The organism is Companilactobacillus musae, from assembly GCF_003967595.1.
Lineage (GTDB): Bacteria > Bacillota > Bacilli > Lactobacillales > Lactobacillaceae > Companilactobacillus > Companilactobacillus musae.
The window spans coordinates 20,454-46,044 of the sequence record NZ_BIFW01000009.1; the positions used below are offsets into that span (position 1 = coordinate 20,454).

Annotated in this window: 25 protein-coding genes; 16 read left to right on the forward strand and 9 right to left on the reverse strand. The window is 33.8% G+C overall.

What is annotated here, in order from left to right; all coding sequences use genetic code 11:
* Positions 1 to 240: 240 nt before the first annotated feature.
* Positions 241 to 2,799 carry a YhgE/Pip domain-containing protein gene (locus LAB100_RS09630; protein WP_119327315.1) on the reverse strand — a complete coding sequence of 853 codons (2,559 nt, stop codon included), beginning with the start codon at positions 2,797 to 2,799 and terminating at the stop codon, positions 241 to 243.
* A 151-nt stretch (positions 2,800 to 2,950) separates the two neighbouring features.
* Between LAB100_RS09630 and LAB100_RS09635 the strand changes: the two genes are divergently transcribed.
* The 3 genes from LAB100_RS09635 to LAB100_RS09645 all read left to right on the forward strand — a co-directional run bounded on the left by LAB100_RS09635 (position 2,951) and on the right by LAB100_RS09645 (position 6,000).
* Complete coding sequence (locus LAB100_RS09635; protein WP_119327316.1) at positions 2,951 to 3,541, forward strand: TetR/AcrR family transcriptional regulator; 591 nt, start codon at positions 2,951 to 2,953, stop codon at positions 3,539 to 3,541.
* A 131-nt stretch (positions 3,542 to 3,672) separates the two neighbouring features.
* A complete protein-coding gene (gene rpoN, locus LAB100_RS09640; RefSeq protein WP_119327317.1) occupies positions 3,673 to 4,953 on the forward strand; it encodes an RNA polymerase factor sigma-54 in 1,281 nt (426 codons plus the stop codon).
* Between the two features lie 114 nt (positions 4,954 to 5,067).
* Complete coding sequence (locus tag LAB100_RS09645; protein WP_119327318.1) at positions 5,068 to 6,000, forward strand: AEC family transporter; 933 nt, start codon at positions 5,068 to 5,070, stop codon at positions 5,998 to 6,000.
* A gap of 4 nt (positions 6,001 to 6,004) precedes the next feature.
* On the opposite strand, the gene LAB100_RS09650 is transcribed toward LAB100_RS09645, so the two are convergent.
* The 3 genes from LAB100_RS09650 to LAB100_RS09660 form a co-directional block, all read right to left on the reverse strand.
* Complete coding sequence (locus tag LAB100_RS09650) at positions 6,005 to 6,340, reverse strand: ArsR/SmtB family transcription factor (RefSeq protein WP_119327319.1); 336 nt, start codon at positions 6,338 to 6,340, stop codon at positions 6,005 to 6,007.
* Between the two features lie 56 nt (positions 6,341 to 6,396).
* Positions 6,397 to 6,957 (reverse strand): cadmium resistance transporter, encoded by a 561-nt coding sequence (locus LAB100_RS09655; protein WP_119327320.1) that lies wholly within the window; start codon positions 6,955 to 6,957, stop codon positions 6,397 to 6,399.
* A 169-nt stretch (positions 6,958 to 7,126) separates the two neighbouring features.
* Entirely contained in the window at positions 7,127 to 8,101 is a 975-nt protein-coding gene (locus LAB100_RS09660) for a MucBP domain-containing protein (RefSeq protein ID WP_246001327.1), read from the reverse strand.
* 293 nt (positions 8,102 to 8,394) lie between these two features.
* Here LAB100_RS09660 and LAB100_RS09665 point away from each other — a divergent pair, with 293 nt between their 5' ends.
* Both LAB100_RS09665 and LAB100_RS09670 read left to right on the forward strand, forming a co-directional pair.
* On the forward strand, positions 8,395 to 10,362 hold the full coding sequence (locus LAB100_RS09665; protein WP_119327322.1) for a hypothetical protein: 1,968 nt from the start codon (positions 8,395 to 8,397) through the stop codon (positions 10,360 to 10,362).
* Positions 10,363 to 10,435: 73 nt separating this feature from the next.
* The gene (locus tag LAB100_RS09670) at positions 10,436 to 10,987 is read left to right on the forward strand and encodes a PepSY domain-containing protein (protein WP_119327323.1); all 552 of its coding nucleotides are present in this window, start codon (positions 10,436 to 10,438) and stop codon (positions 10,985 to 10,987) included.
* A 97-nt stretch (positions 10,988 to 11,084) separates the two neighbouring features.
* On the opposite strand, the gene LAB100_RS09675 is transcribed toward LAB100_RS09670, so the two are convergent.
* A complete protein-coding gene (locus tag LAB100_RS09675; protein WP_119327324.1) occupies positions 11,085 to 13,283 on the reverse strand; it encodes an ATP-dependent Clp protease ATP-binding subunit in 2,199 nt (732 codons plus the stop codon).
* A 326-nt stretch (positions 13,284 to 13,609) separates the two neighbouring features.
* Between LAB100_RS09675 and LAB100_RS09680 the strand changes: the two genes are divergently transcribed.
* From LAB100_RS09680 to LAB100_RS09710, 8 genes are all read left to right on the forward strand, one after another.
* Positions 13,610 to 13,876, forward strand: a complete 267-nt coding sequence (locus tag LAB100_RS09680) for a phosphocarrier protein HPr (RefSeq protein WP_057892306.1) — start codon at positions 13,610 to 13,612, stop codon at positions 13,874 to 13,876.
* A complete protein-coding gene (gene ptsP / locus LAB100_RS09685; protein ID WP_119327325.1) occupies positions 13,876 to 15,597 on the forward strand; it encodes a phosphoenolpyruvate--protein phosphotransferase in 1,722 nt (573 codons plus the stop codon). Before LAB100_RS09680 ends, ptsP begins: the two co-directional genes overlap by 1 nt.
* Positions 15,598 to 15,820: 223 nt before the next feature.
* Positions 15,821 to 15,976: a hypothetical protein gene (locus tag LAB100_RS11590; protein WP_162894267.1), complete on the forward strand. Its 156-nt coding sequence runs from the start codon at positions 15,821 to 15,823 to the stop codon at positions 15,974 to 15,976.
* A 46-nt stretch (positions 15,977 to 16,022) separates the two neighbouring features.
* Positions 16,023 to 16,220 (forward strand): hypothetical protein, encoded by a 198-nt coding sequence (locus LAB100_RS09690; protein ID WP_371851218.1) that lies wholly within the window; start codon positions 16,023 to 16,025, stop codon positions 16,218 to 16,220.
* A gap of 181 nt (positions 16,221 to 16,401) precedes the next feature.
* A complete protein-coding gene (locus LAB100_RS09695) occupies positions 16,402 to 16,737 on the forward strand; it encodes a hypothetical protein (RefSeq protein WP_119327327.1) in 336 nt (111 codons plus the stop codon).
* 43 nt (positions 16,738 to 16,780) lie between these two features.
* On the forward strand, positions 16,781 to 17,116 hold the full coding sequence (locus LAB100_RS09700; RefSeq protein WP_119327328.1) for a hypothetical protein: 336 nt from the start codon (positions 16,781 to 16,783) through the stop codon (positions 17,114 to 17,116).
* Positions 17,113 to 17,382: a DUF2976 domain-containing protein gene (locus LAB100_RS09705; RefSeq protein ID WP_119327329.1), complete on the forward strand. Its 270-nt coding sequence runs from the start codon at positions 17,113 to 17,115 to the stop codon at positions 17,380 to 17,382. The genes LAB100_RS09700 and LAB100_RS09705 overlap by 4 nt, the downstream gene beginning before the upstream one ends.
* Positions 17,383 to 17,386: 4 nt before the next feature.
* Positions 17,387 to 18,163: a hypothetical protein gene (locus LAB100_RS09710; protein ID WP_164715448.1), complete on the forward strand. Its 777-nt coding sequence runs from the start codon at positions 17,387 to 17,389 to the stop codon at positions 18,161 to 18,163.
* A gap of 122 nt (positions 18,164 to 18,285) precedes the next feature.
* On the opposite strand, the gene LAB100_RS09715 is transcribed toward LAB100_RS09710, so the two are convergent.
* Positions 18,286 to 19,056 carry an ABC transporter permease gene (locus tag LAB100_RS09715; protein WP_119327331.1) on the reverse strand — a complete coding sequence of 257 codons (771 nt, stop codon included), beginning with the start codon at positions 19,054 to 19,056 and terminating at the stop codon, positions 18,286 to 18,288.
* 18 nt (positions 19,057 to 19,074) lie between these two features.
* The gene (locus tag LAB100_RS09720) at positions 19,075 to 20,010 is read right to left on the reverse strand and encodes an ATP-binding cassette domain-containing protein (RefSeq protein WP_119327332.1); all 936 of its coding nucleotides are present in this window, start codon (positions 20,008 to 20,010) and stop codon (positions 19,075 to 19,077) included.
* Between the two features lie 142 nt (positions 20,011 to 20,152).
* Here LAB100_RS09720 and LAB100_RS09725 point away from each other — a divergent pair, with 142 nt between their 5' ends.
* A complete protein-coding gene (locus tag LAB100_RS09725; protein ID WP_119327333.1) occupies positions 20,153 to 20,677 on the forward strand; it encodes a MarR family winged helix-turn-helix transcriptional regulator in 525 nt (174 codons plus the stop codon).
* Between the two features lie 130 nt (positions 20,678 to 20,807).
* On the opposite strand, the gene LAB100_RS09730 is transcribed toward LAB100_RS09725, so the two are convergent.
* Positions 20,808 to 21,740, reverse strand: coding sequence for a peptidoglycan recognition protein family protein (locus tag LAB100_RS09730; protein ID WP_119327334.1), 933 nt, complete (start codon positions 21,738 to 21,740; stop codon positions 20,808 to 20,810).
* 126 nt (positions 21,741 to 21,866) lie between these two features.
* Here LAB100_RS09730 and LAB100_RS09735 point away from each other — a divergent pair, with 126 nt between their 5' ends.
* Positions 21,867 to 23,174 carry an SLAP domain-containing protein gene (locus LAB100_RS09735; protein ID WP_246001330.1) on the forward strand — a complete coding sequence of 436 codons (1,308 nt, stop codon included), beginning with the start codon at positions 21,867 to 21,869 and terminating at the stop codon, positions 23,172 to 23,174.
* A gap of 145 nt (positions 23,175 to 23,319) precedes the next feature.
* Here the strand turns inward: LAB100_RS09735 and LAB100_RS09740 are convergent, their stop codons facing one another.
* A complete protein-coding gene (locus LAB100_RS09740) occupies positions 23,320 to 24,582 on the reverse strand; it encodes an ArnT family glycosyltransferase (protein ID WP_246001332.1) in 1,263 nt (420 codons plus the stop codon).
* A gap of 410 nt (positions 24,583 to 24,992) precedes the next feature.
* On the opposite strand from LAB100_RS09740, the gene LAB100_RS09745 reads away from it, so the two are divergent.
* Positions 24,993 to 25,289, forward strand: a complete 297-nt coding sequence (locus LAB100_RS09745; protein WP_119327337.1) for a hypothetical protein — start codon at positions 24,993 to 24,995, stop codon at positions 25,287 to 25,289.
* The last annotated feature ends 302 nt before the right edge of the window (positions 25,290 to 25,591 follow it).

Consider the following 25,591-nt stretch of genomic DNA (forward strand, 5'->3'; position numbering starts at 1 on the left):
CAAAGTGAGTCAAACTTTTTTGAGATGTTTAATCGGCTCAAGGTGTAACTTAGTTCTTTATATTCTAATTACGACCAGAGTATATTGCATTATAAAATTTAAGTAAATAAATTAGACCATTTATTATTTAATACTATTTTAATAGCACTTTTAATATGTACCAATTTTCAAAAAGCAAACAAAAAGATCTGTTAACAATAGACAAAATATCCATCGTTAACAGATCCTTTTGTTTGTTAATTAGGTTAGAGAGTGCTCAGTACTTTCTTTGGTAAAATCAATTTTTTTGATATGAGTTTTTCTTCTAATAAAGAAGAGAATACTCATAACGGAGAATATTAATGTAATTACTAATAGGATTATCATCTGAGGTATAGCCGAATCACCAATCATTAGAGTTTGTCTGAGCCCGCTGACGGTGTAAGTCATTGGTAACCAGGGATGAATAGCGTTAAAGAAGCCATTAGATAATTGAATAGGATAAGTCCCAGCAGAGCCTCCTAGTTGAAATACTAAAAGTATCATACTCAAGAAAGAACCAACTTTTCCTAAAACTAGATTTAACCAGTAAACAATCGACATGAAGGTTAAACCGGTTAGAATCAACATGATAAATGTAGCAAAGGTTTGAACTGGTTTAAGTCCATCAATGCCACATAGTAGAGCAAAGACGGCTAAACTTTCTCCTAAAACAAAAGTACCAGTAACGGTTGATTTGCTAGCCCACCAAGCAACACCAGTGTGAGGATATTTTCTAGGAGTATAAATATCAAACATTAAGTTAAAAGCAAGTGCACCGACAAATAGAGAAACAGACAGCATGTAAGGCGCCATACCGGTTCCATTATTTGGAGCAGTGTCGCGTTCTTTGTGTTTAGTTGTAGTAGGCTTTGCGATTTGATCGTAAGTTAGATTAGTAGCTTTAATATTGGATTTTTTAGCACCGGCGGATAACTTTTTGGTTAAAGTATTGTTGCCAGAAGTAATTTGATTGATACCAGAATCCATATCGTTGGAACCTTGTGCTAGTGCTTGAGAACCATTAGTGATTTTGTCGGCGCCAATGGCTAATTGACTAGCTCCAGAAGTTAAGTTTGAGCCATTATTAACTAGTTGGGAAATACCTGAATTAAGACTTTGAGCATCTGTTGCTAGTTGATTAATACCACCAGTTAAAGTTGGCATTTGTGAATTCATGGAATTTATTCCCGAATTTAAACTGGCGGCACCATTTGTAAGAGTACTGTTAGTTAGTTGATTAGTACCGACATTCAATTGATTAATACCTTGGGCTAGTTTACTTGTATTCTCATTAACTTGGTTAATACCCGTGGTTAATTGATTCATTCCGTTATTAACTGTACCTAGTTTTGTGGTTAGTTGTTGGGAACCAGCAGCTAATTGTGAAATAACTGTGGATAAATTATTTTGAGAGGTTGCTAAAGAGTTTTGCAAGGCATCAATTTGACTAGCACCCTGTGTTTGAACAGTTAGTAAATTATTTAAATCAGTAGCCAAAGCATTAGTGATTTTATCCAGGTTGTCGTTATTGGAATTACTGAGAGTATTTAGAATGGCATTTTTTTGATTGTCGGTTAGACCTTGTTGATCGGCAACTTGAGATATTTGATTGTAAGTATCCTTGTTGTGAGCATTTTGTTCAGAAATAGCTTGTTGCAAATTTACCAAATCAGTTTTGATGGAATCAGCTTGAGTAGAATTATTGTCACTTAATTGATTTTTAAGATCATTAAGTGATTTGCTTAATTGACTAGTATTGCCATTCAAACTAGAACTGACATTTTGAAGATTAGTAGTTAATTCTTGACTGGCATTTTGTAATTGAAAAAGTCCAGAATTCAAATTATTGGAACTATTTGATAACTGTGAAGTACCACTACTTAAGGTACTAGCACCAGAATTTAATGATCCTGTGGCGGAATCAAGATTAGAAACACCGGTAGTGTAATTTTTAATACCAGTATTCAAATTATTACTACCAGTTGCTAATTGATCGACACCTGATGAGAGAATATTAGACTTTGAATTTAACTGTTGCATTCCAGTAGTAAGGCTATTAGAACCCTTTGCTGCCTGATCGACACCTGAAATATATTTATTCAAACCTTGATTTAATGTTTGAGCGCCGTTTGAAAAAGTTAAAGTGCTATCGGTTAGGGTATTTAAAGCTCTAGTTATTTGTTGATTAGCACTTTCAATTTTGGCACCACCATTAGCAAGTTTTTCACTGCCTTTGGCGGCTGAGTCCATACCTTGAGAAACTTGTTTAATGGCATTAAACATCGTTTTAGAGTAAGTCTTGGTAATTTGATTGGAAACTGACTGTGCCGCTTGTTTAGCAGCTGAAGCTGTCATTTTAGAAGCTGTGAAATTATGGCCAGCACTAGTTTCGTAATTTAAAATCATTTTCTTAGGTTTTTTATTGAGTAAAGTTGTAGCATTTTTGGAGAAATTTTTGGGAATGGTAATTATCATATAATATTTACCATTCTTTAATCCTTGATCAGCTGAATTGGAATTTTGGAGTTGAAAATCCATTGCTTTAGATTTTTTCAAATTCTTACTTAAATCTTTACCAATGCTAAGGCTACTACCATGGTACTTAACAGTTTGGTCGTGGTTTACGACTGCAACTGGTAAATACTTGAGCTCGCCATAAGGATCCCACATTGACTTGAGAAAAGTTACGGAATAGATTGATGGAATAAAAATCATGACAGCGAAGACAATTATGATCAATTTATGTTTAAGCAGATATTTCCATTCTTCTTTAATCATCGTTTTGCCCCTTTGTAAAATATGTTATAGTTGCGTTGATAAATAATACTCAACTGTGGCTTAAATAATAACTCTAAATTATTTAAAAACCACAACATAAATACACAATATGTGTAATATCTTTCAAGAAAATAATAGAAAAGAGAAAATAATGAAAAAAGTTGATCTACGTGTTCAAAAGACGAATCAAGCTTTAAAGCTGGCCTTTAGGGAATTAGCACGTACAAATAGTTATCGTAATATCACGGTTAAAGCTTTGACTGAGGCAGCACATATTAATCGCAAGACATTTTATCTACATTATGATTCGATTGAAGATTTTTCTAATACAATTGTTGACGAAATTGCGGAGCAATTATTAAGCATTATTACCGATAAACCTTTAAGTGAAAGTTTGTCTGAACCAGGATATGTCTTTGATAAAATCTTTGATTTTTTTCAACAATCTAGGGATTTTTATACTTTTATGATGACTTCAATTGATTACAGTTTCTTATCTCGAAAGGTAGAAGCTAAGGTGGCTCAAGGCTTTGCTAGTGCGTTATATGCTGATTTTGATATTTCTAAAATGGATGCGTTTATCTGTGCTAGTTTTTTGATTAGAAATACTTTGATGCTTTTTCGAATTTATAATGGTGATCAAGTCAATTTGGATAAAGGTGAATTCAGAGATCGTTTGATTAGATTGAATTCTAGTGGATTGAGTTCATTCATTGATGTTAAGAGAAACCTTCGTAAATAAATTTTCAGAGAGTAAATACAAAACGTAAAAAAAGCGCTATCATTGTATTAGTTATTATATTGGAAACGCTTTTAAGACTGATCTCAGTCTAAAAGTTCTAATTTATTAATTAATAGAGGGGAGGGAACCTGATGGAACTTAAACAGAATTTAAACCAAAAACAAGTTCAAGGGTTGTCTTTAACGCAAGGAATGCGGCAATCAATTTTAATTTTGCAATCGGATGCTATTGATTTAGCAGATTATTTAAGTGAACAGAGTTTGGAAAATCCCTTATTTGATGTCCATGTTAATTTAGATATGCCATTTATAGATAGTGAGGGTGGCAAATCTTATCAAATTAAGGATGAACAACAATCACTTTTTGAATATTTACTTGATCAAGTTCAATTGACAATGCGGAAAACACCATTACGTGATTTGGTTATTTATTTAATTGAGCAATTAGATCCAAATGGGTATTTGACTATGTCAGATGAGGAAATTTATTCTGAATTGCCTGATATAACTCCAATAATGTTGCTTGATGCTAAGACCTTATTACATCAATTAGATCCTCCAGGGATTGGAGCTCGTGATTTACAAGAGTGTTTATACCTTCAAGCTGAAGCTGATAATGCTAATAAAGCTATTATGTCAATGTTGAGCGATAACTTTGAGTTATTTACTAGACATGAATGGAAGAAACTCAAACGTGCTTTAAAATTATCAAACGCCCAATTACAAGAAGATGTTGATTTTATTCAATCTTTGTCAGCTAATCCAGGTCAGCGTTATACTTCACAAAATGAGCAGTATGTTGTGCCTGAATTGCAAGTGAAGAAAAATAAGGATAAGTTGACACTTTCAATTACAAAGTATGGTCAACCACAATTGATTTTTGCGGAAGAAACTTATGATCGTTTGTCTAAATCAACTGATGCTGAGGTTGAAAAGTATATTCGTGACAAATACAGTCAATACAAGACTTTGGAGTATAACTTGCAACGTAGGGTTGAAACTATTTCAATCATTGGTAGATGCATCGTAAAAGCACAATACAAGTTCTTTATGCAAGAGAGTCAGGCCTTGGAGCCTTTATTGATTCGGGATGTTGCTCAGAAGCTGCAGATGAGTGAGTCTACTGTTAGTCGGACTATCAATGGCAAATATATTCAGACTGATTTTGGAATTTTTGAGTTAAAGAACTTCTTCTCCCGTCGTAGTAAGGTAACTGTTGGTGAAGAACAATCAGTTGATCAGGTTAAAGTGAAAATTAAACATATTTTGAATAACGAAGATAAAAAGAAACCACTTAGTGATCAAAAGATTTCTGAAATGTTGGTTGAAGATGGTTTACAAATTGCTAGGAGAACAGTTGCTAAGTATCGTGAACAATTAGGATTCCCAGCTACAAGTCGTCGAAGAATCTAATGAAAAAGAGCAATATCCTTAATAGATACTGCTCTTTTTTATATACAAATTTTAATAATCTTCTTTTTGGCATGAAATATTTGTATAATATATTAACTAAAGGGGATTACGCAAATGAATATAGGACAACTGATTAATCAAATTGTTTTGATGTTTTGTTTAATGTTAGTGGGAGTTTTGATAAATAAATTAAAGTTTATGCATGGACAGACATCTAGCGACTTAACAAATGTCTTGTTGTACATTGTTTCGCCGTGCTTAATTATTAATGCTTTTGAACAACCGTATTCAGGCAGTCGAATCAAACAATTTTTATTGGCAGTTGCCGGAGTATTTGTACTTTATATTATTGAGATCATTATAGCAAAATTATTTTTTGGACATTTAAAAAATCAAAATCTTCGACGGATAGCCCAGTATGGCAGTATTTATTCTAATGCCGGCTTCATGGGAATACCTCTAATTAGCGCTTTGTTTGGATCACAAGGAGTGTTCTATGCGGTTGTCTCTTTGGCGGCCTTTAATATATTCAGTTGGACCCAAGGGGTAGCTTTATTTCGTGATAACAATAGTGGAACAGTGGAAAAAGCTGATTGGCGTCAAGTGTTATTGAATCCTAATATCGTCGCAATATTTTTAGGTATCATTCTTTTTGTCTGTTCTGTAAAAATACCAAGTATTCCCAATCAAATTATTAAATATGTTGGATCAGTCAATACTCCTCTATCTATGATTGTTATTGGAAATAGTTTGGCTAATATCAAATTCAGTCGTGAAATGTTAAATAAAGAAATTGGATTCACTATTTTATTACGGAATTTAATTTTTCCTATTATTGGAATATTTATTTTGAAATTGATAGGAGTCAGTGGAATAGCCTTTTATACCACAATTGTGATGGCAGCCTGTCCAGTTGCAGGATTGGTCGTCTTATTTACATTGCAAGTAGATGGGGACGCAGCACCGGCCATTTCCTTGATGAGCTTATCAACTATTTTGAGTTTGATTACTATCCCTGTAGTTTTTGCATTAGGTAGTATTCTTTAATAATTTATTCGCCGTGTTTTTTACCTCTAATAACATGATCGGCATGCTCAAGCATTTCATTGATAACATCGAGAATATGGGGGTCATCAAGTTGATAATAGTTAAATTTGCCCTCCTTTTGAGAACTGACCAGTTGATGTTTTTTGAGAATAGATAATTGGTGAGAAACAACGGACTGCTCAATGTCTAGCATTTGTCCAATTTCATTAACACTGAGAGTATTGTTTTCCAAAAGTTTTAACATTTGAAGTCGATTAGGATTACTTAGTAATTTAAAGATGCGTTCAGATTCAATTAATTGTTTGGAATTGATTAACTGATTGGCAGTCTGCTTGTTCATGATTATCTGATCCTTTTTAGTAAATTTCTACTATATTATAGCATCGGTTTTTGAATTTAAAGTAAGGCAAGCAAATGTGTTATTAGACCACTGTCCCAAAAGACATATAATCCGATTAAAACATAACAAATTTTCATGAGTTTTTCGCCATGATTTTCCATAACTGTAGAAACTGCAGGGATGTCAGCAATTAGTTTGATAATAAAAACTACTAAAATAGTTAGGGAACCGATAAAGACTAAGGTTATCAAAAAGCTGTTTAAACTCTCTCCAACCAAAATAGGTAAAAAAATCGATAAATTACAACCAGCGCAAACTGATAGATAAGTAACTAGAACACTAATAATAGGTGATTTGTGTGTAGATGTTTGTTTATCATCGTCGTCGTGAAAGGCCAAGTAAATGGGTAAGATACCTAGTGTTCCTAAGATCCACTCAGGTAAAAATGATGTTAAAGCTTTTCCAATAACAAAACTGATTGTTAGTAGAATAATATTACCCAGTAAATAACCTATGATGACCTTTGATAGTTTATATTTCTTTAATAAGAAAATTAACATAAAGAAAAAATCCAAATTAACACTTAGAAAAGTTAAAAATAAAATCCAATAGTTCACTATTATTCCTCCATACATATGTTCTTCAAAACATATGTTAACTATAACATATATAATGTATCAATAATCATTTTAAGAATATAAAAAAACGACATCTGCTAAGAAATATTCAAGGTATGTAAAATGCCTGAATTTCTTAATAGACGCCGTTCTTTTATATTATCTAAAATTAAAGATTTAGATATTTACTTTCAATGTAATAACCATCTTTTAATTCAGCCCAAACACTGTAATTGTCTAACTGAACAATCTTGTTGACGAAAACAGACTGACCACCACGATAACGTTGATTATCCATATCACCGTAAGGAGTCTTCCAAGCAGTGATGTATTGATCCTTGTAATAAAGAACGGTGACCGATTTGTTGATGTCCATACTATCGATAACTGAGTAAGTATAGCTGATATTATTAGCAGTTTCCGCCAATGGACTATTTAACATTTCCTGTCTTGGGGTAGTTTGTTTAATAATTTTAGTAGAAATGCTTTCGGTACTTGGAATCCAAGTATTTCCACCTAAATTATACCAAACAGTATTATTGTAGGTTTCTTGAACTGCTCGATAAACTTTCCAAGTTGTCCCATAAGGTAGAGTCTTTTCCAAAGGCACATTGTTGAGCGGCTGGCTATAAACATTCACATTGTTTGAGGTTTCTACAAACAAGTTTTTGTTTATCTTATAGTTTTTGATTGGTAGAACATTGTAAACGTACTCTTGCTCTTGAACGCGTGAGGTAAATTGACCATTTGATCTTCTAGGTGACTGAATCAGAAAGTGATTAGCCTCGTCAAGTGGATGAGTATCAAACTTACGATTCAATTCACCATCTAGATATTGTGGATCGGAAATTAAATTACCTTCAGCATTACGATGGTAAACAATTACTGGAGCTGACAATTGATTAGCATAAACTAAGTAAATTCCGTCAGAATTGGGGATGAATGTTTGTTGAAAGTTAGTAACTGATGACAAAACATATCCTGGAATTTCTTTCCAAGGAATATCCAGCTTATCCAAATAATGTCCTTTGATGGTGGTTGGTTGGGTGATATCTTTGCCTAAAGAGTCAACATAATGGACCTTGATTTCAACATCATCGCGAGCTATTTTTTTTACTTTAGGTGAGAGTAGATCATTTTCCATAGTTCTTTCCCCGTTATGGGAAAAGTGTTTATTATTTTTCTTTCCCATAGTAATTCCCTTCTAACATTAAATTAGTGTAATTCTAACATGAAAAAAATGAAGTAATTCCCTTTATATAGGTATCTTAAATATATTTAAAGGAAATTTTAAACTTTGAATAGTCCAAAATAATATAAATGTTTTATTTTAAAAATAAATCAAATTCATAAAATAAATATTATTAAATATGAGATTAAGTACAGAATGTATCGTGATATAATCGTTACGCTAATAAGATAGAAAGGGTTTTCATCATGAAAAAGATAAAGGTTAAATGGGTATTATTGATAGCCATGTTAACGTTTGTAGCGGGAAGTCTTTTCACAGACAAAATTCATCGTGAAGTTCGTGCCGATGATGAAATTTCTACTGAAGATATAAATCCATATAAGAAACCAACTGGTGATGTAAGAAAGTTTTTAGGTATTTGGATGTCATCAGGTTATTCACTACAACCTAAAACAGATAATTATACAATAGTGGATAGTCCTGTAACTTTGCATACTGACCAGGGGAGAGCTTTCATAACTGCCTTAGTTACGCCTTTTGCATTACCGCATTATCAATGGTATGAAACAACGGATGGTTCCAAATGGGCTGAGGTATCTAAAAAGAATGGCGGACAAAAAAAGAACTTAACGGTTACACCAACAAGTGTTGGCACTAAATATTATCAGCAACAAACATCATGGTATCTAGCTTGGAACCCATTGGCACCAACGGTCTATTCAAAAGTTGCAGCTATTCATGCTCTGGATAAGCACGTTTCAGCTACTAATGTTGAAGTTTCAGTTGATGATGATTATCTATATAATTATGAATCTGATATAACTACTACAACAACATATGCGCATGCAAAGATCACGCCAGCTAACTTTACTGGAACATTAAAATGGAGCATTGATAACACTGAGTTAGCTACAATTGATGAAGAATCAGGACTTATTACCGCAAATACTAGAACTAAATCTGGTAAAGTGATTGTCACTGCAACAGCCATTAATAATGATGGTTCCGTCGTTAAAGGACATAAAGAAGTCACAATTGGTGGAGGTTTGGAAGATCAGACAGTTAATGCCGGTGAGAAAGCAACTTTCAAATTAATGGGTAATATTGGTGAATTTGAAGATCAAGAGGATATGAATTATAGCATTCGCTGGTTCAAAGAAGATCCAATAACACATAAACAATCAGAAATTGAGGTGGGAAATAATTCTGTTGGGCATACTACTTCAGAAACAACCTTAGATGACGATGGAACATTATTTTTTGCAGATATTACTGTCAAAGCCAATGGTAAAACATATGAATATTCGACTAATGAGGCTAGGTTGAATGTTTTACCTGATGGTGGTCCAGATATTTCTTTGGAAGATACACTAAAAAATGATACTTATAGTGATGAGAGTGATAATGATACGATTTTATACGATGTCAATAAAGGTGACAATATAATTTATAACACTAAAATCACAAATAACAGTAGTGGAGGTCAATTAAAGGACGCTACGTATACTTTACTTTTAAGGGTAGGAACTACTATCAATTCAGTTAGCTTAGATGGTAAAGAGTTGGAAGATGATAGTTATGATGTCATTAAAGACGACGATACAGGTGAAATTATACTTAGTATTAAAAATATAAATTTAGGGATTAATCAAAGTCGTGATTTATCAGTTGACACAAATATTGGGGATGTAAATAAGCGTGAAGCCTATAAGTCAATAGGATACCTCAATGGAACCGATGATTCTGGTAGTAAAATTCAAAAGATTGGTACGCCTAGGTATCTTAATTTAACAACTAATAAATTAGAGTATAAAATCAAAGATATTGACTATGGCTCAATTAAACCAATCGGTAATGATAAAGTGATTTATCGTCAAAATAATGAAAGCAATTGGCCAGATAATATAATTGATGTTGATGATATGAGAAGAAATAAGACACCGATTGTTTTAACAGTCTCCCAAGATCATGATTTTATTAGTGAAGATAAGAAGAACACTCTCCAAGGTCATTTGAAATATTTCGATGATGACTATGAGCAAGATTTGTTAGCTGGAGAAGCTGTTGTTTATCAAAGCAAGAGTGGACAAGAAATGAGTTCCTTGAGTTGGAATGCAGATAAAGGAATTCTCTTAGAATTAGATAATAATAAAATGAATGCAACTGGCAAGTATGAAACAAAATTAAATTGGCAATTTACAGATAGCTTATAACCCTTATTTTTAGTAAAAATCACTTATATTCAATATAATTAAAATAAATCAACCAAGTGGGGATGTGGCATTTATGAAAAAATACTTATTGGGAATAAGTGTATTGCTGTTAACCGGAGGATTGATGGCCGGCTGTTCATCAGAGAATAAGGTCAATAATAATTCGGAAAATGCACCAACGACAAAGTCTTTGAAAGATACGATTAAAATTACTGTTAATGAAGCAGTGGCTATTTATCAGAAACATTTTCCTAAAACGAATGTAGTCTCGGTGGAATTGGAAAAGCATCTTGGTAAGCCAATTTATATAGTCGAAGGTGCTGATAGTACAACGGAATACCAATTAAATATCAATGCGGCTAACAAGAAGATCAGACAGAAGTCTCAAGAACCTTTGGATGAGGACGATATGAATGAAGCTCAAACAAAGAAACTAGATTTTAAGAATGTTATTAGCCTTGAAAAAGCCAATAATTTAGCCAGCAAGGCTGCCAAGGGTGGTCAAGGAACTGAATTTAAGTTAGAAAAAGATCATGATATTACTACTTGGGAAGTTAATATCAATGGTAAAGAAGTAACACTTGATGCTCAAAATGGAAAAGTTCTAAAGATTGAAAATGATTAATATATGCAGTGTAGTAACTTTTTTGTTGCTGCACTGTATTTTTTTTAGACAAAAAAAGAGAAACTATCGATTGATAGTTTCTCAAAAGCACCACTAATTATTCTTCGGTATCAGGTGCACTATACTTAGAAATTTGAATTTCATCTTTTGTTACATGAGCTTCTAGTTGCTTATCCTTGGGATGATCCAAGAAGTAGTCAGCAACCTTATCTTCAATTTGTTCTTCAATCACACGACGTAGTGGACGAGCACCCATCTTTGGATTGTATCCCAAATCGACTAATTTATTCTTAGCATCCTTTGTTACATGGATACTTAAACCTTGGTCAGCAATCATCTTATTAGTATCGTTTAACATTAAATCAACGATATGGAGAAGATTATCCTTACTTAGTGAATTGAATTCGACGATACCGTCAAATCTATTCAAGAATTCAGGTTTGAAGAATTCTGACAATCTATTCATAACTGAGTTAGTTGTACCATTAGATTCAGCACCAAAACCAACATTAGCTTCTTGCATGCCTTGTCCAGCATTTGAAGTCATGATGATAATAGTATCCTTGAAGCTGACAGTTCTACCTTGAGAATCAGTTAAACGACCATCATCGAGGATCTGCAAGAACATATGCATAACATCGGGATGAGCCTTTTCAATTTCATCTAACAAGATCAAACTGTATGGATTACGACGAACTTGTTCAGTTAATTGACCAGCTTCTTCGTAACCAACATACCCTGGAGGCGAACCGATCAATTTAGAAACTGAATGTTTCTCCATGTACTCAGACATATCAAATCTGATCATTGAATCCTCAGAACCAAATAGTTCACGAGCAAGTTGTTTAGCAAGTTCCGTTTTACCAACACCAGTAGGTCCAACGAATAGGAAGGAACCGATTGGACGACCAGACTTGTTGAATCCAACTCTGTTACGACGAATAGCTCTAGCTACGTCACCAACAGCTTTATCTTGTCCAATAATGTGACCCTTCAAATCTGACTCCAAGTTCTTCAATTGAGCTTGTTCGTTTGATTGAAGTTCACCGACAGGAATATTTGTTTTTTCTTCAATTATCTTTTCAATCTCTTTATCAGTAACGATATTTTGACCAGCAGGTTCATCCTTGTTGCTGTTCTTCATATCTTGGAATTTAGTAACTTGATCACGATAGTAGGCAGCTTTTTCGTAATCTTCATTACGAAGAGCGGCTTGCTTTTGAACTTCAGCATCAGAGATCTTGTTATCAAGGTCAGCCATATCAACATGATTGATTTGTAAGTTCTTCTTTGAGCCGGCCTCATCAATCAAGTCGATAGCCTTATCAGGTAAGAATCTATCTTGAATGTAACGAGCTGATAATTCAGCAGCAGCTTTAATAGCTTCATTAGAATACTTTACATGATGATAGTCTTCGTACTTAGGTTGAAGCCCCTTTAGAATTTGAACGGTTTCGTCAACAGTTGGTTCGTTAACTTGAACTGGTTGTAGACGACGTTCCAAAGCAGAATCTTTTTCAATTGTCCGATATTCATTTAAGGTTGTTGCACCAACTAATTGAATATCGCCACGGGCTAGGGCAGGTTTCAAAACGTTACCAGCATCCATGCCACCTTCGGCATTACCAGCACCAACAATTTCATGAATTTCATCAATGAAGAGGATGATATCTTTATTCTTTTGTAGTTCATTAATTAGTTGTTGCATTCTTTGTTCAAATTGACCACGAACACCAGTACCTTGAACAAGAGATACAACATCTAGACGAACAACACGTTTGTGTTGAAGTTTTTCAGGTACATCACCATCGACGATCTTTTGAGCAAGACCTTCAACAACAGCTGTTTTACCAACACCTGCTTCACCAATTAGAACAGGATTATTTTTAGTTCTTCTATTTAAAATTTCAATTACTCGGTTGATTTCCTTGTCACGACCAATGACTGGATCAATTTGTCCTTTTTTAGCAAGGGCAGTAAGATCAACACCATATTGATCTAAGACTCCATTACCTCTGGGTCTGCGGCCGTTTCCGCCACCATTACCTGTTTGAGTTTGGGGACCTTGTTGCTCGAAAGCATTAGGTTGTTGTCCGCCATTTAAGGCGTTGAACAAGTCTTCAAAACTAGAAAATCCACCATTTGGATTTTGTGCCATATTATTCATACCTTCGTTAGCTTGATTTCTTAACTTTTGATAACAGTCTTGGCAGAGATTGATTTCCGTCCTCTGACCATTAACACTTGTGTACAAATGAATCGTTGCTTCATTCTTATGACAATTCTGACATAACATTCGCACCCCACCTTTCCTTTGATACAGGATACAACGGTAGTATATAATTAGCACTCGGTGATTGCAAGTGCTAAGTCTTGAAAAATTATTTTTTCGTTATTCTATGGAAGAAAAATAATATTTTTTCAAAGTTCTATGAAAAAGTTTGATAATATAAACGCTTTCAGGCTCTAGTGTTGTAAGCGTTAAACGTCTTATCACAGCTGGCTTATCTCAACATTTTTTAAACTAAACCCTTGTGAAAATTAAGATATAATGGTAAATTAATTAGTGAATATTTGTAGGTTTACTACAGAATTTTATAATTATATGGTGAGGTATTTATTATGGAAAAGAAAGAATTTCACATTATTGCAGAAACAGGAATCCACGCACGTCCAGCTACTATGTTGGTACAAACAGCAAGTAAATTTAGCTCAGACATCAATATTGAATTCTCTGGTAAATCAGTAAACTTGAAGTCAATCATGGGTGTTATGTCACTTGGTGTTGGCCAAGGTGCTGACGTTACAATTACTGCTGATGGTGACGACGCTGCTGATGCAGTTGCAGCTATTGCAGACACAATGACAAAAGAAGGTTTGGCAGAATAATGGTTAAAACTATTAAAGGAATCGCAGCTAGTGATGGTATCGCTACTGCTGAAGCATACCTTTTAGTTCAACCAGATTTGTCTTTTACAAAGAAAAGTATTTCAGATGCTGATTCAGAAGTCAGTCGTCTTAAAGATGCTATTTCAACATCAGATGATGAGTTAACAAAGATCAGAGATATTGCTAAAGAGTCTCTTGGTGAAGAAGAAGCTCAAGTTTTTGATGCACATAAGATGATTTTGGCTGATCCAGAATTTACAGGTGCAGTTGAACAAGAAGTTACAGATAAGAAAGTAAATGCAGAACAAGCATTGCACGATGTATCTGAAAACTTTATTGCCATTTTTGAAGGAATGACAGACAATCCTTACATGCAAGAAAGAGCCGCTGATGTACGTGATGTAACAAAGCGTGTTATGGCTCACTTGTTGGGTGTAACACTTCCAAATCCAGCATTGATCGACCATGATGTCGTTATCGTTGCTCATGATTTGACACCTAGTGATACAGCTCAATTGAACAGTTATGTTAAGGGATTTGTTACTGATATCGGTGGTCGTACAGCTCACTCAGCTATCATGGCACGTTCACTTGAATTGCCAGCTGTTGTTGGTACTGACACAATCACTAAAGATGTTAAAGAAGGAGAAACAGTTATCATTGATGGTTTGAATGGTGCTGCTATTGTTGATCCTTCTGATGAAGATATCAAGAGTTATACTCAAAAGGCAAAAGACTTTGCTGCTGAAAAAGCAGAATGGGAAAAATTGAAGGACGAGGCATCAGTTACTGCTGATGGCAAGCACTTTGATATTGCCGCTAATATCGGTACACCAGATGATTTACAAGGTGTTGTTGATAATGGTGCTGAAGGTATCGGTTTGTACCGTACAGAATTCTTGTACATGCAATCAGAAAGCCTTCCAACCGAAGAAGATCAATTCAAGGCCTACAAGAAGGTTCTTGAAGGTATGAAGGGTAAGCCAGTCGTTGTCCGTACTATGGATATCGGTGGTGACAAGCATCTTCCTTACTTGCCACTTCCTGAAGAAATGAACCCATTCTTGGGCTACCGTGCTATCCGTATTAGTTTGGATAGACAAGAAATCTTCAGAACTCAACTAAGAGCATTGCTACGTGCATCTGCTTTTGGTAACTTACGTATCATGTTCCCAATGATCGGTACTTTGCAAGAATTTAGAGATGCTAAGAAGGTCTTTGAAGAAGAAAAGGCTAAATTAGTTAAAGACGGCGTTAAGGTTTCTGATGACATTCAATTAGGAATGATGATGGAAGTTCCAGCCGCTGCCGTTCTTGCAGACCAATTTGCCAAAGAAGTTGACTTCTTCAGTATTGGTACTAACGATTTGATTCAATACACAATGGCTGCTGATCGTGGTAATGAACATGTTTCATACCTATATCAACCATATAATCCTTCAATTTTGAGATTGATCAAGCATGTTATTGAATCAGCTCATAAAGAAGGTAAGTGGGCTGGTATGTGTGGTGAAGCCGCTGGTGATAACACAATGCTTCCATTGCTTTTAAGCATGGGTCTTGATGAATACTCAATGAGTGCTACATCAGTACTTCGTGTAAGAAGTTTGATGAAGAAGTTGAGCACAAAGGATCTTGCTACATTGGCTGATCGTGCCGTTAACGAATCAATTACTAACGAAGATAACAAGAAGCTTGTTGAAGAATACTTGAACAAGTAATCTAAGAAATCTTACTAAGAGCCATACCTTAATTGGGATGGTTCTTTTTTTATGTTCTTATGAGTTGAACAATAATCCAAGTGCTTTTCAAAGACATTAAACAAGACTGTCATTGAAAGTTTTCGAGCTTGGTCAGGTTCAATTTGTATTCACCTGAGTATTTTTGTAAAAGCGTTTTCACAAAAACAAAGACAGTGTTATACTGTTCTTAGGATTTAAATGGATGTTTGGATTATTCCTAGACTTCTTCCTACCAGAGATAGGTGCACAATTTGCAATGGGCTATGCGCCTGGTTATCCTAAGGCTTCGATAAAGCTACGATTAGAAGGAAACAAAGGCTACCTAAAAATTCTACATACACAATCAAGTCCTAATTGAGCTTATATTAAATGCTTATATTAAATAGTGAGGGAAGTGACATCTGATGATCTTTTCATATTTGAAATTAGGTCCCAGAGATGGAGTCATGTTGATTTCAGCTTTTATTATGTTAGTTTTAACACTAGTTTTTAAATGGTCAGTATGGGAATTCTTGTTTGCTATTGTTGCGATCATAATTGCGTTCTTAGCAGGAAATATGAAACCAGATGAGAAGAACGTGCTTGCTTTCTTGAAAAAATAGTTTAGGATAACTTGAATTCTTGCAAGAAAGTTAACAACGATTAGATACTAATTTTATATTAAAGATAGATCTGCAGAAGCAGATCTTTTTTTATGCCAAATTTAAAATGATGTTTTCACAGTTCCCCTGAAAGTGAGACAAGACAAAGTTTGATAGACTTTTTAGTAGAGGGGGGAACAAAATGAAAAATAGAAATTTACAATCAATATTGATTATTTACACAGTTGGGACTTTACTTAATATTTTTATGATTTGGTACAACAATTATGTATTTGATTTTAGACAATTAATAATTCTTTGGAGCGTATTTTTCCTTTCACTCTTGTTTGCTTACTCTCGTCAAAACCGATATCTGAATCTAGTAGTCAGCTTTTTTCTCATCGAAATATTCTCTCTAGCACTAGGCTATCAAAAATTTGGATGGATATTTTTGTTGAGTGCTGGAGTTATAGGAACTTTAGGGTCTTATTATCTGGGAAAAGCTATTAAATCCGGTTCCAAGTCCAACAAGAGATGATCAGATATGTTAACCTTAAAATATCATTTTATGAGGGGGAAGTATGAAGAATCGAGTTATCAAAAACTTTTTAATGTTTGTAGGATTTTGGATGCTAATAACAATTGGTCTAAATATCTATAATCAACGAGCAATTTTTTACAATTTTCCTTGGGAAATACTGTTGATATTCTTCTTGTCACTATTGCTCGTTATTACGAATTTGAGTAAGAAAGCAGCAATAATAATAGATTTTGTGGTCTTTTACATTTACATGTTGATAAATGGTGGCTATTATAATTGGACTTCTTTAATAATTTTTGCCGGGTCTTCTGCATTTATGACGGCAATTACGTACTTTATTAGTGTTCAATTTAAAAAAGGAGAACATGTGAAATGAAGCAAGTGAGATTATTTGATTGTTTAAAAAAATCAGCCTTAGTTGTTCTTGCTTTTATGATTTTACATGTTGTACGAAAGGCTATTTTTAAATTTAATGAACTTGTAGAATTAAAGAACCAATTTATGACAACAGATCAGAAGATATTAGTTGTGGCAGCTGTTCTGGTAATGATAATTTTGATTTGGCTAGTAGTTTCATTGATTGGTGGAATTGGGTATTATCTTTTCTTGAAAATAAAAATGAGTATATCAAAGGAACAATAATCGAATGAAAAAGGTTTTACTGGTGCTATCTTTTTTATCTGTAATATTGGTAAGTGGTTGCAGCCTAAAACAAAGTCAAAGTACAAAGATGACTCAGCAACAACAGTCCAAATTAATTAAACATAATCAAAAGATTTGGAATGAAAAAATTCGGGCTGCCCAAAACATTGACAATCCTAATTACGATCAATATGTGACCGTAATCCCTCAAGGGTACAATGATGAAGATATGTCATTAAAACGTTTTAAAAGCGGCAACCAATTAGCTGTCAAAGCAAGAGTACTTAACTTACAGCCAGAGGTTGATCGATTGCTGAACACTCAAACTAAGGCGACGATTTTGATTGAAAAAGTGTTGACCGGGAATAAAGAACTGCAAGGAAAAACTATAAAAACTGAATTTACTGGTGGTTTAACAACGGCTGGAAATTACTTTATTAGTGTTGAAGGAAATTATGAAGGAGACCAAGTTGGTTTTCCTAACAAGAAAACTAGTATTTATACGACAACCGCTACTAAACCAATGCCTAAGATTGGACAAAGAATTATTTTAGGATTAAAGCGTTATCAGCCCGAGAATAAATATCGTCAAGCCATGTTAAAGAAGAATGGATTAACAACAAAAAATTTTTACGTGATCCAAAATCCTGAGGCAACTATGTGGGTTAAAGAAAACGGAAAATACAGAGTTAATAATCCAGCTTTTTATTTGAAAGAGAATAAAACTAAAGTTAAGAATATGATGAAGTTGACTGCAAAGTTAAATAAAGAAAACAGTTGATTCTGAACTTTCAACTGAAAGGAAAACAACATTTATTAAGAAATTCAGGTATATTTATAAACCGTGAATACTTAATAAATGTTGTTTTTTATTATATAAATTTCTGCAGATTACTATTAGCCTTATTTGTTGTATGCCAAGACAGTTAGTGGTGCAAAGATTAAAACAATTCCTAAGCCAAATAGTAAAACAATCCAAGCAACAGGTGGGAAAGAGCCAGTTGCTAGAATTTGACGGATGGCATCAATTACGTAGGTCATGGGATTAAGTTTGGCGATGATTTGTAGAATTTTAGGAAGCGTATTGATTGGCACAAAGGCATTTGATAGAAATGATAATAATAACATAGTCATTAAGGAAATACTTTCGACCATGGTAGCGCGTTTTGCCAATAAACCAATAAGTGCATATATCCAAGAAATTGCCCAACCAGTAAAAATTGAAATCAGGGCGACGACAATGATCCAGCCGAAGTTAACAGTAGGTCGCCAGCCCATTAGATAGCCAGTTGTAAGAGAGGCAGTAGTTGCAATCGTTAGTCTTAAAATATCGGCAAGTAGCTGACCAGCAAGTGGAGCGATATGTGCAATAGGGAGTGATTTAAATCTATCAAAGACACCCGTTTCCATATCTTCTTTAATTTGGGTGCCAGATCCTGAAGCAGCTGAAAGAATCGTTTGAATCAATATTCCGGGAACAATTATTGGTAGGTATGCTTGAACACCGCCGGCAATGGCTCCTCCAAATAAGTAACCGAACAATATCATAAACATAATCGGTTGAATTAAAACATCCATAAAATGATCGGGATTATGAAAAGTTTTTAGTAGATTGCGATATGCCATAGTAAAAATATTTTGAATTGTACTGATGTGATTTCTTTTGATATTCATTGTAATATTGCCTCGCTTCTAGTTTTTACCCACTGTTAAATTCATAAATACATCGTCTAAGGAAGGTTCTTGGATAGATAGATCAGAAATACTTATTTGAGTATCCTTTAAGTGGGATAAGCCTTCGATGGCTTGTTCAGTACTTTTGCATTTTGTGGTAATGATGTTATTTGTTAATTTAGGTTCAGTATTTAAAGACGCTTGTAGTATTTCTATAGCTCGAGTAATGTCGTTGTCGTTGGTAACTTTTAAAGACAAAGTTAGATCACCTAAGTTGTGTTTTAATTCATCGGGAGTACCAATTTTGATTAATTTTCCATGATCGATGATGGCTACACGGTTTGCTAACGTATCTGCTTCCTCAAGGTATTGTGTAGTTAAAAAAATAGTTGATCCGTCTTTAACTAGATTTCTGATTGTATCCCACATTTGAGTACGGGTACGAGGGTCTAATCCAGTTGTAGGTTCATCTAAAAAAATGATTTTTGGGCGAGTAATTAGACTGATTGCTAAATCCAAACGACGACGCATACCACCTGAAAAGTTTTTGGCTGTCTTATCAGCACTATTTTCCAGTGAAAATTCTTTTAATAATTCGTTTGTTCTAGCTTTGGATGCATTTTTTGAAAGACCGTTCAATCTTGAAAATATCATTAAATTTTCTCTAGCGGAAATATCTTCGTCAACGGCAGCGTATTGATTAGTTACACCAAACATTGATCGGGCCAGTTTGCTTTCTTTTTTTATGTCATAGCCAAAAATATTTACATCTCCAGCAGTAGGTTTTAGTAAGGTAGTTAGTATTCTAAGAATAGTGGTTTTACCGGCTCCATTGGGTCCTAATAGCCCAAATACTTCACCTTTGTTAACTGTAAACGAGATATCATCGACAACTTTTTGATTGCCAAATGTTTTAGAAAGATGATTTACTTTAATAGCGAATTTTTTTTGCATTTTAATAGCCTCTTTTTATATAATCAGGTGTACCTGACGATTTAGATAATAAGGTCTACCTGATTAAATGTCAAGAACTATTTCATCACGTCTGAAATAAAGTAAATATGCGAGTATAATAAAACTTGGAGGTCGATGATCTATGACAAATTTAATGGGCCAGGGAAAAACGGCGAGTAAATTAGTTGAATTTGGCATGTTGCAAAATATTGCCGAAGATGATTCTCAACATAAAAATGACTACAAAACGTTGTTTCAAGGACAAGGGAAAATACTATTAGCCTTATCTGACAATGACAATATGTCACAAAAAGCTCTGGCAGAAAGAGTTAATATGACTCCTCAATCGATGGCCGAATTCGTTCGCAAACTCGAAAAAAGAGGCTTGGTTTCACGAAAAAAATCCTCGACGGATAAACGGGTGATTATTGTTAGTTTGACCGAAGAAGGTCGTTTAGAAACTGAAAAAAGAACTCAAGTGATCCCTAAGTATTTAAGAGTTTTAAATGATGAAGAACTTAACCAATTCAATAAAATATTAGATAAGATAAATCAACAAATGTATCTTGATATTAAAGACGCTGATCCAACTTTGCATAATAAGTATCATAAACTGATGCTTAATCATGTATTGACCAAGATTCATACTGATGAAACAAAATCTTAGTATGAATATAATCAAATAAAAATTCTGAATTTTAAACTAAAAAAGCAACATTTATTAAGAAATTTGGGTATATTTAAATACCTTAAATACTTAATAAATGTTGCTTTCTTTTATTGTCTAGATTTATTTGTTAGATCTTATATGTTTCAGCGACCCATTCGTTGGTAGCGATTCGACGATAAGTAACGCCATTTACTTCTTTAGATTGGTCAGTGTACCAAACGGAGTCGTTGGCTAATTCGGGACTAGTAATATCATGTAGTGAACCGTCACCGTTGAAACCAACGATAGGAACGGCTAGTCCATTAGAATTACGAACTTTGATAATGTTGGGATTGTCTTCATTGACATTACCATAAGTTTTCAAGTTGTTGTAGTAAGTTGCAATTAAAGCATTGAATTGGTCCATATCATAACCCCAAGTGCTGAAGTAATACGTAGGATCTTGATGTTTTGTTTCATGCCAAAGGTTGCTGACTTGAGCGTGAGATAAAACAGTTTGTCCAGCTACATCAGGCATATTATATTGAATCAATTTTTCAGCAATATAATATGCGTCGTTAGCTAATGAATGTGCAAATGCATCATAAGAATCAACTCGACAGAGTTCGACCTGAATGTAACGGGCATTGGCAGTGGGGCCAGCTCCCCAAACTGTGTAGTCAGTATTGTGGATATTAAGAATTTGATTATTATCAACAAAGGCATGTACGTAAGTTTCTAACGTTGGCCATTGACTGTTGAAACGGTCAGTAAATTGTTGAGCTGTAACGTTAGCTTCTGAAGTTTCATGGACGACGATTCCTTCAGGTTGACCGACACCATAGCGATACCCTTGCCAGACACTAAAAGTTCCTTCTTGATTTTGGATTTGTGCTGGTTGAATCTTATTTTGAATAATATAATCGTTGATCTTAGAATTAGCTTTAACTGTTTGCGCATGGTTTGCAGTTAAGATAATTGAAAATAACAGTATAAAAAATGAAAATAATCTTTTTTTAGTAATAATATTTTCCCCCTTATAAATCCCATTTATAAGAGTAGCACAAGCGATACAAAGCAAATTTTACAGAACTGTTACAAGATGATTTATTTAAAATAGTTTTAAGTCTTGTGAAAAAATCAAAATTTGAGTATATATCCTTTTATAATGAAATAGTTTAGAAATAAAAGTATGGAGGGGTTTATTTTGAAAAAGAGCACATCATTGTTATTTAGCGGACTTTTAGTTTCAGGTATGGTTCTTGGCGCTGCAAGTACACCAACGACTGTCCATGCTGATGATAATACAGCTACTACCCAAGCAACAACAAACGTAACTAATAATGTTACATATTATGATCAATCTGGTAAAGAAGTTGGACAAAAGTCCAATTTAGAAGGAACTAAGGGTTCTGCAATTACTTACGTTCCAGATGGCTATGCATTGGCTAAAGATTCTAATCCAACTTTTGGTAATGACCAAGATAGTGTCAGTGTTAAAGTTACCTCAATGATTTCTGTAAAGGTAAATTATGTTGATCAAAATGGCAATTTGGTTAATTCAGAAGTTGTTAATGGTGGAGACGGTACTGACTATACATTGACAGATATTCCTGCTGGTTGCAGCTGGATTAATGATAAAGAACAAAAGATTACTTTAGTTAACGGTAAGGAATACAATGTTCCTGTTAACAAGAAGGTCTTTAATACAGTTATCTTTAAGACAGCTGATGATACTGAAGTCGGCAAGACTGAAGTTTACGGTGATAAAGTTGGCGATGCTATTAATTTGACAAGTGATCAAGTACCAAGTGGTTACAAGGCTCAAACAACATCATTAACATTACAAACTGATAATAATACTCAATTTGTAACAGTTACTAAAGCAGAAGATGCTGCAACTGGTACCGTTACTGTAAATGGTAAAGACACACCATTGTATACAGTCTATGGAAATGTTATTACAGGTCGTAATTTAAAAGCCAATACTTCATGGAAGGTCTTTGAAACTAAAGTAATCAAAGGTCAAACATACTATCGTGTTGCTACAAATGAATGGGTTCCAGCTAGTGCAGTAACTATTGCTAATGCTGATACTGAAAATGTAACACCATTTACAGGTGTTGTAACAACTAAAGATAAAGCAACTACGTTATATACAAAAGATGGACAAGCAATCACTGGCCGTGGTTTGAGAGCCAATAGTGGTTGGCAAACAGCTAATAAGATGGTTCTAAATGGAACAACATATTACCAAGTTGCCACTAATGAGTGGGTCAAGGCAGATGATGTAACACTTCCATCAACAAGTTCAAATGTAACACCAGCAGTTGGTGTTGTAACTACAAAGAATCAAGTTGCTACATTATATACAAAAGATGGACAAGCAATTACAGGCCGTGGTTTAGCAGCAAATTCTGACTGGCAAACAGCTAATAAGATGACCTTAAAAGGTGAAACATATTATCAAGTTGCTACAAATGAATGGGTTAAGGCAAGCAGTCTTAAATTATAATATTTGTATCGAATAAGATATTTTTTGAATATATATTAAAAAGAAATCCTAATGACTTTTTGTAAGCCATTAGGATCTCTTTTTATGTAAATGTAAAAAATTAAATTCAGCAATTTTGAAATGAAGAAATTAATTAAAATAACAGTTAAATAGATTTTAATTTGTTACGTTTGAAAAAATTAAAACACTGATATAGACCTAATCCGGCAAGAATTGCAATTATTGGCAAGAATTCAATTCGATAGCGTCCTTGTACTTCAATAATAAGTTGTGCTACTGCAAAAGCCATTAAAGGTAAGATCAATAAGTATAAATTATCATTGAACTTATGCTTGAAGAGATCCAATGAACCGATCCAAGAGAAAATAATCATGAAGACCGATCCTAGATAAGCTAAGAAGTTAATCTTCTGGACGGTATTAGGAGAATGATTGGCCCCGTAATTAGTAAAGTCAGTTGCCATTGTTGGTGTCGACCAGAGTAATTGTGTTTTGTTAATAAAGAATTTAAGCCACAAGTGATTATTATTTAAATAATGGATTTCATGTTTGATCTGTTTTTGTTCAATCTTTTTAGTAACAGAGCGAGGCTTGTTATCGTCAATAAAGTCATTCATGTCTGGTGAATATGTCCCAGTTGATTGGTAATGTAAACCAGTCATAAATTTCCATTCAGGATCGTGATTCGACAAACCATAGGTATTAATACCAGAAGCTTTTAGTCCCCAGCCGGCAAGACTAAATAGTAATAGGTAGACTAAAAGTGAAAGAATAATTTTTAAGGCTGATTTGAAATTATGATGCTTTAGCCAAACGTAGATAATGGCAAAAACAACTATACCCGCAATAATGACGGGACCAATTGGTCTAATAAGACAACCAGCAGTTAAAGTCACACCTGCTAAGAGATAACTCCATAACTTGTCATTCATTAGTAGATAAAAAGTTATTAGATATAGCAGTGAGCCTAAGTACTGATTGCTAGTTTGACTGTTTAAAGCAAACCAGTCTAAGTTGATCATCAATAATAGTACAGATAATCTGGCAACAATAACCTTGTTAAAAGCTTTGAGAGTCAAAAGATAAGTAAACAGTAAAATTAGTGCTTGATAAATAACATTGAGAAATTGAATAGCAAAGATATTATAGCCAAAAACTTTAATAACTGCCGCGACGTAAATAATGAATCCAGTTTGATAAGCGTATTTGGCAAAATAATCAGTATCTCGAGCATATATCTTAGTTCCGTTAAGAATTCCTGGGGCTCGGCTCCAAAAGTTACCAAAGTCGCTTAATTGCTGATTAGGAACATTGAGAATCCAAGTAGTAGCTACAATGATGAAGATTAAAAGTAAACCTAACAATACAAAAGTATTGATCTTTTTATCGTCAGTTTTTATTTTTGTCAAAATATATCCGACGACTAAAACTAAAACTAGAAAAATTATTAATAAAAATAAATTTCTTAATGAATTAGTAAGAGCAAAGTTCTTGAAGTAGAATGTCATCATTAACAAAAGTGAAGCTGTTGTGAAAATGGCCAAACATACAAGAATAAATTTATCGATAAATTTTTGAACTTTGTTGATAGTAATTCCCCCTTATAAACATATTAAAGACATATGATATATTACTACAAAAGATATATTGAAAATAGGAATTTATAAGAAACCTTATGCATGTATAAGAATTGTCTAGTTAGTATTAAATAAAGTTTTTTAAAGCATTAGTTAAGATTCCTATAAGGTCCTAACTGAAATAGAGGACGTATAGTATAGTGAATTTGTATTAAGAGATCTTGTAAAAGGGGACTTTTAAAATGCAAACACTAGACCAAGAGAAGTTTTATTATCGTAGAATAACTAGTTTAGATATTATTACTATCTTATTGATAATTGGATTATTGTTCTTTGAAAGAGGTTTTATACTTTCTTTATTACTAATTGTCGTTCATCCATTCAGTCAGTCTAAAATATTAGTATCTGATATTGGGGATAAAAGTACTAAGCTTTGGGTTCGAAAAATGGATTGGAATCATTATAGAAAAGAACATGAGCTTGGTCCTTTAATGCAGTACAGATCTCAACGAAATACAGTTCATATGAAAAAGGCTTAAAATAAAAGGATTGTCGACTGATAGTTGGCAGTCTTTTTATTTTTCTCTGATTAGTTAATTGGTCTACTTGATAGTTATAAGAATAGTAAAAAATTATTTATCCTGTGGAACTACTGATATGACAACCATATGTTCGTGTCAAGCTAAAAATTTGCCTTTAGCCACTTGAAATTTTAGCCATAGTTTAAATTAAAAAAATCATTGCTTACCTCTCGAAATTGATATTAGAATAGTAATTGCGACTTTGAATTATCGCTTATGATTTATAAAGGGTCTTCAAGATACGATATGTATTTTTTTTG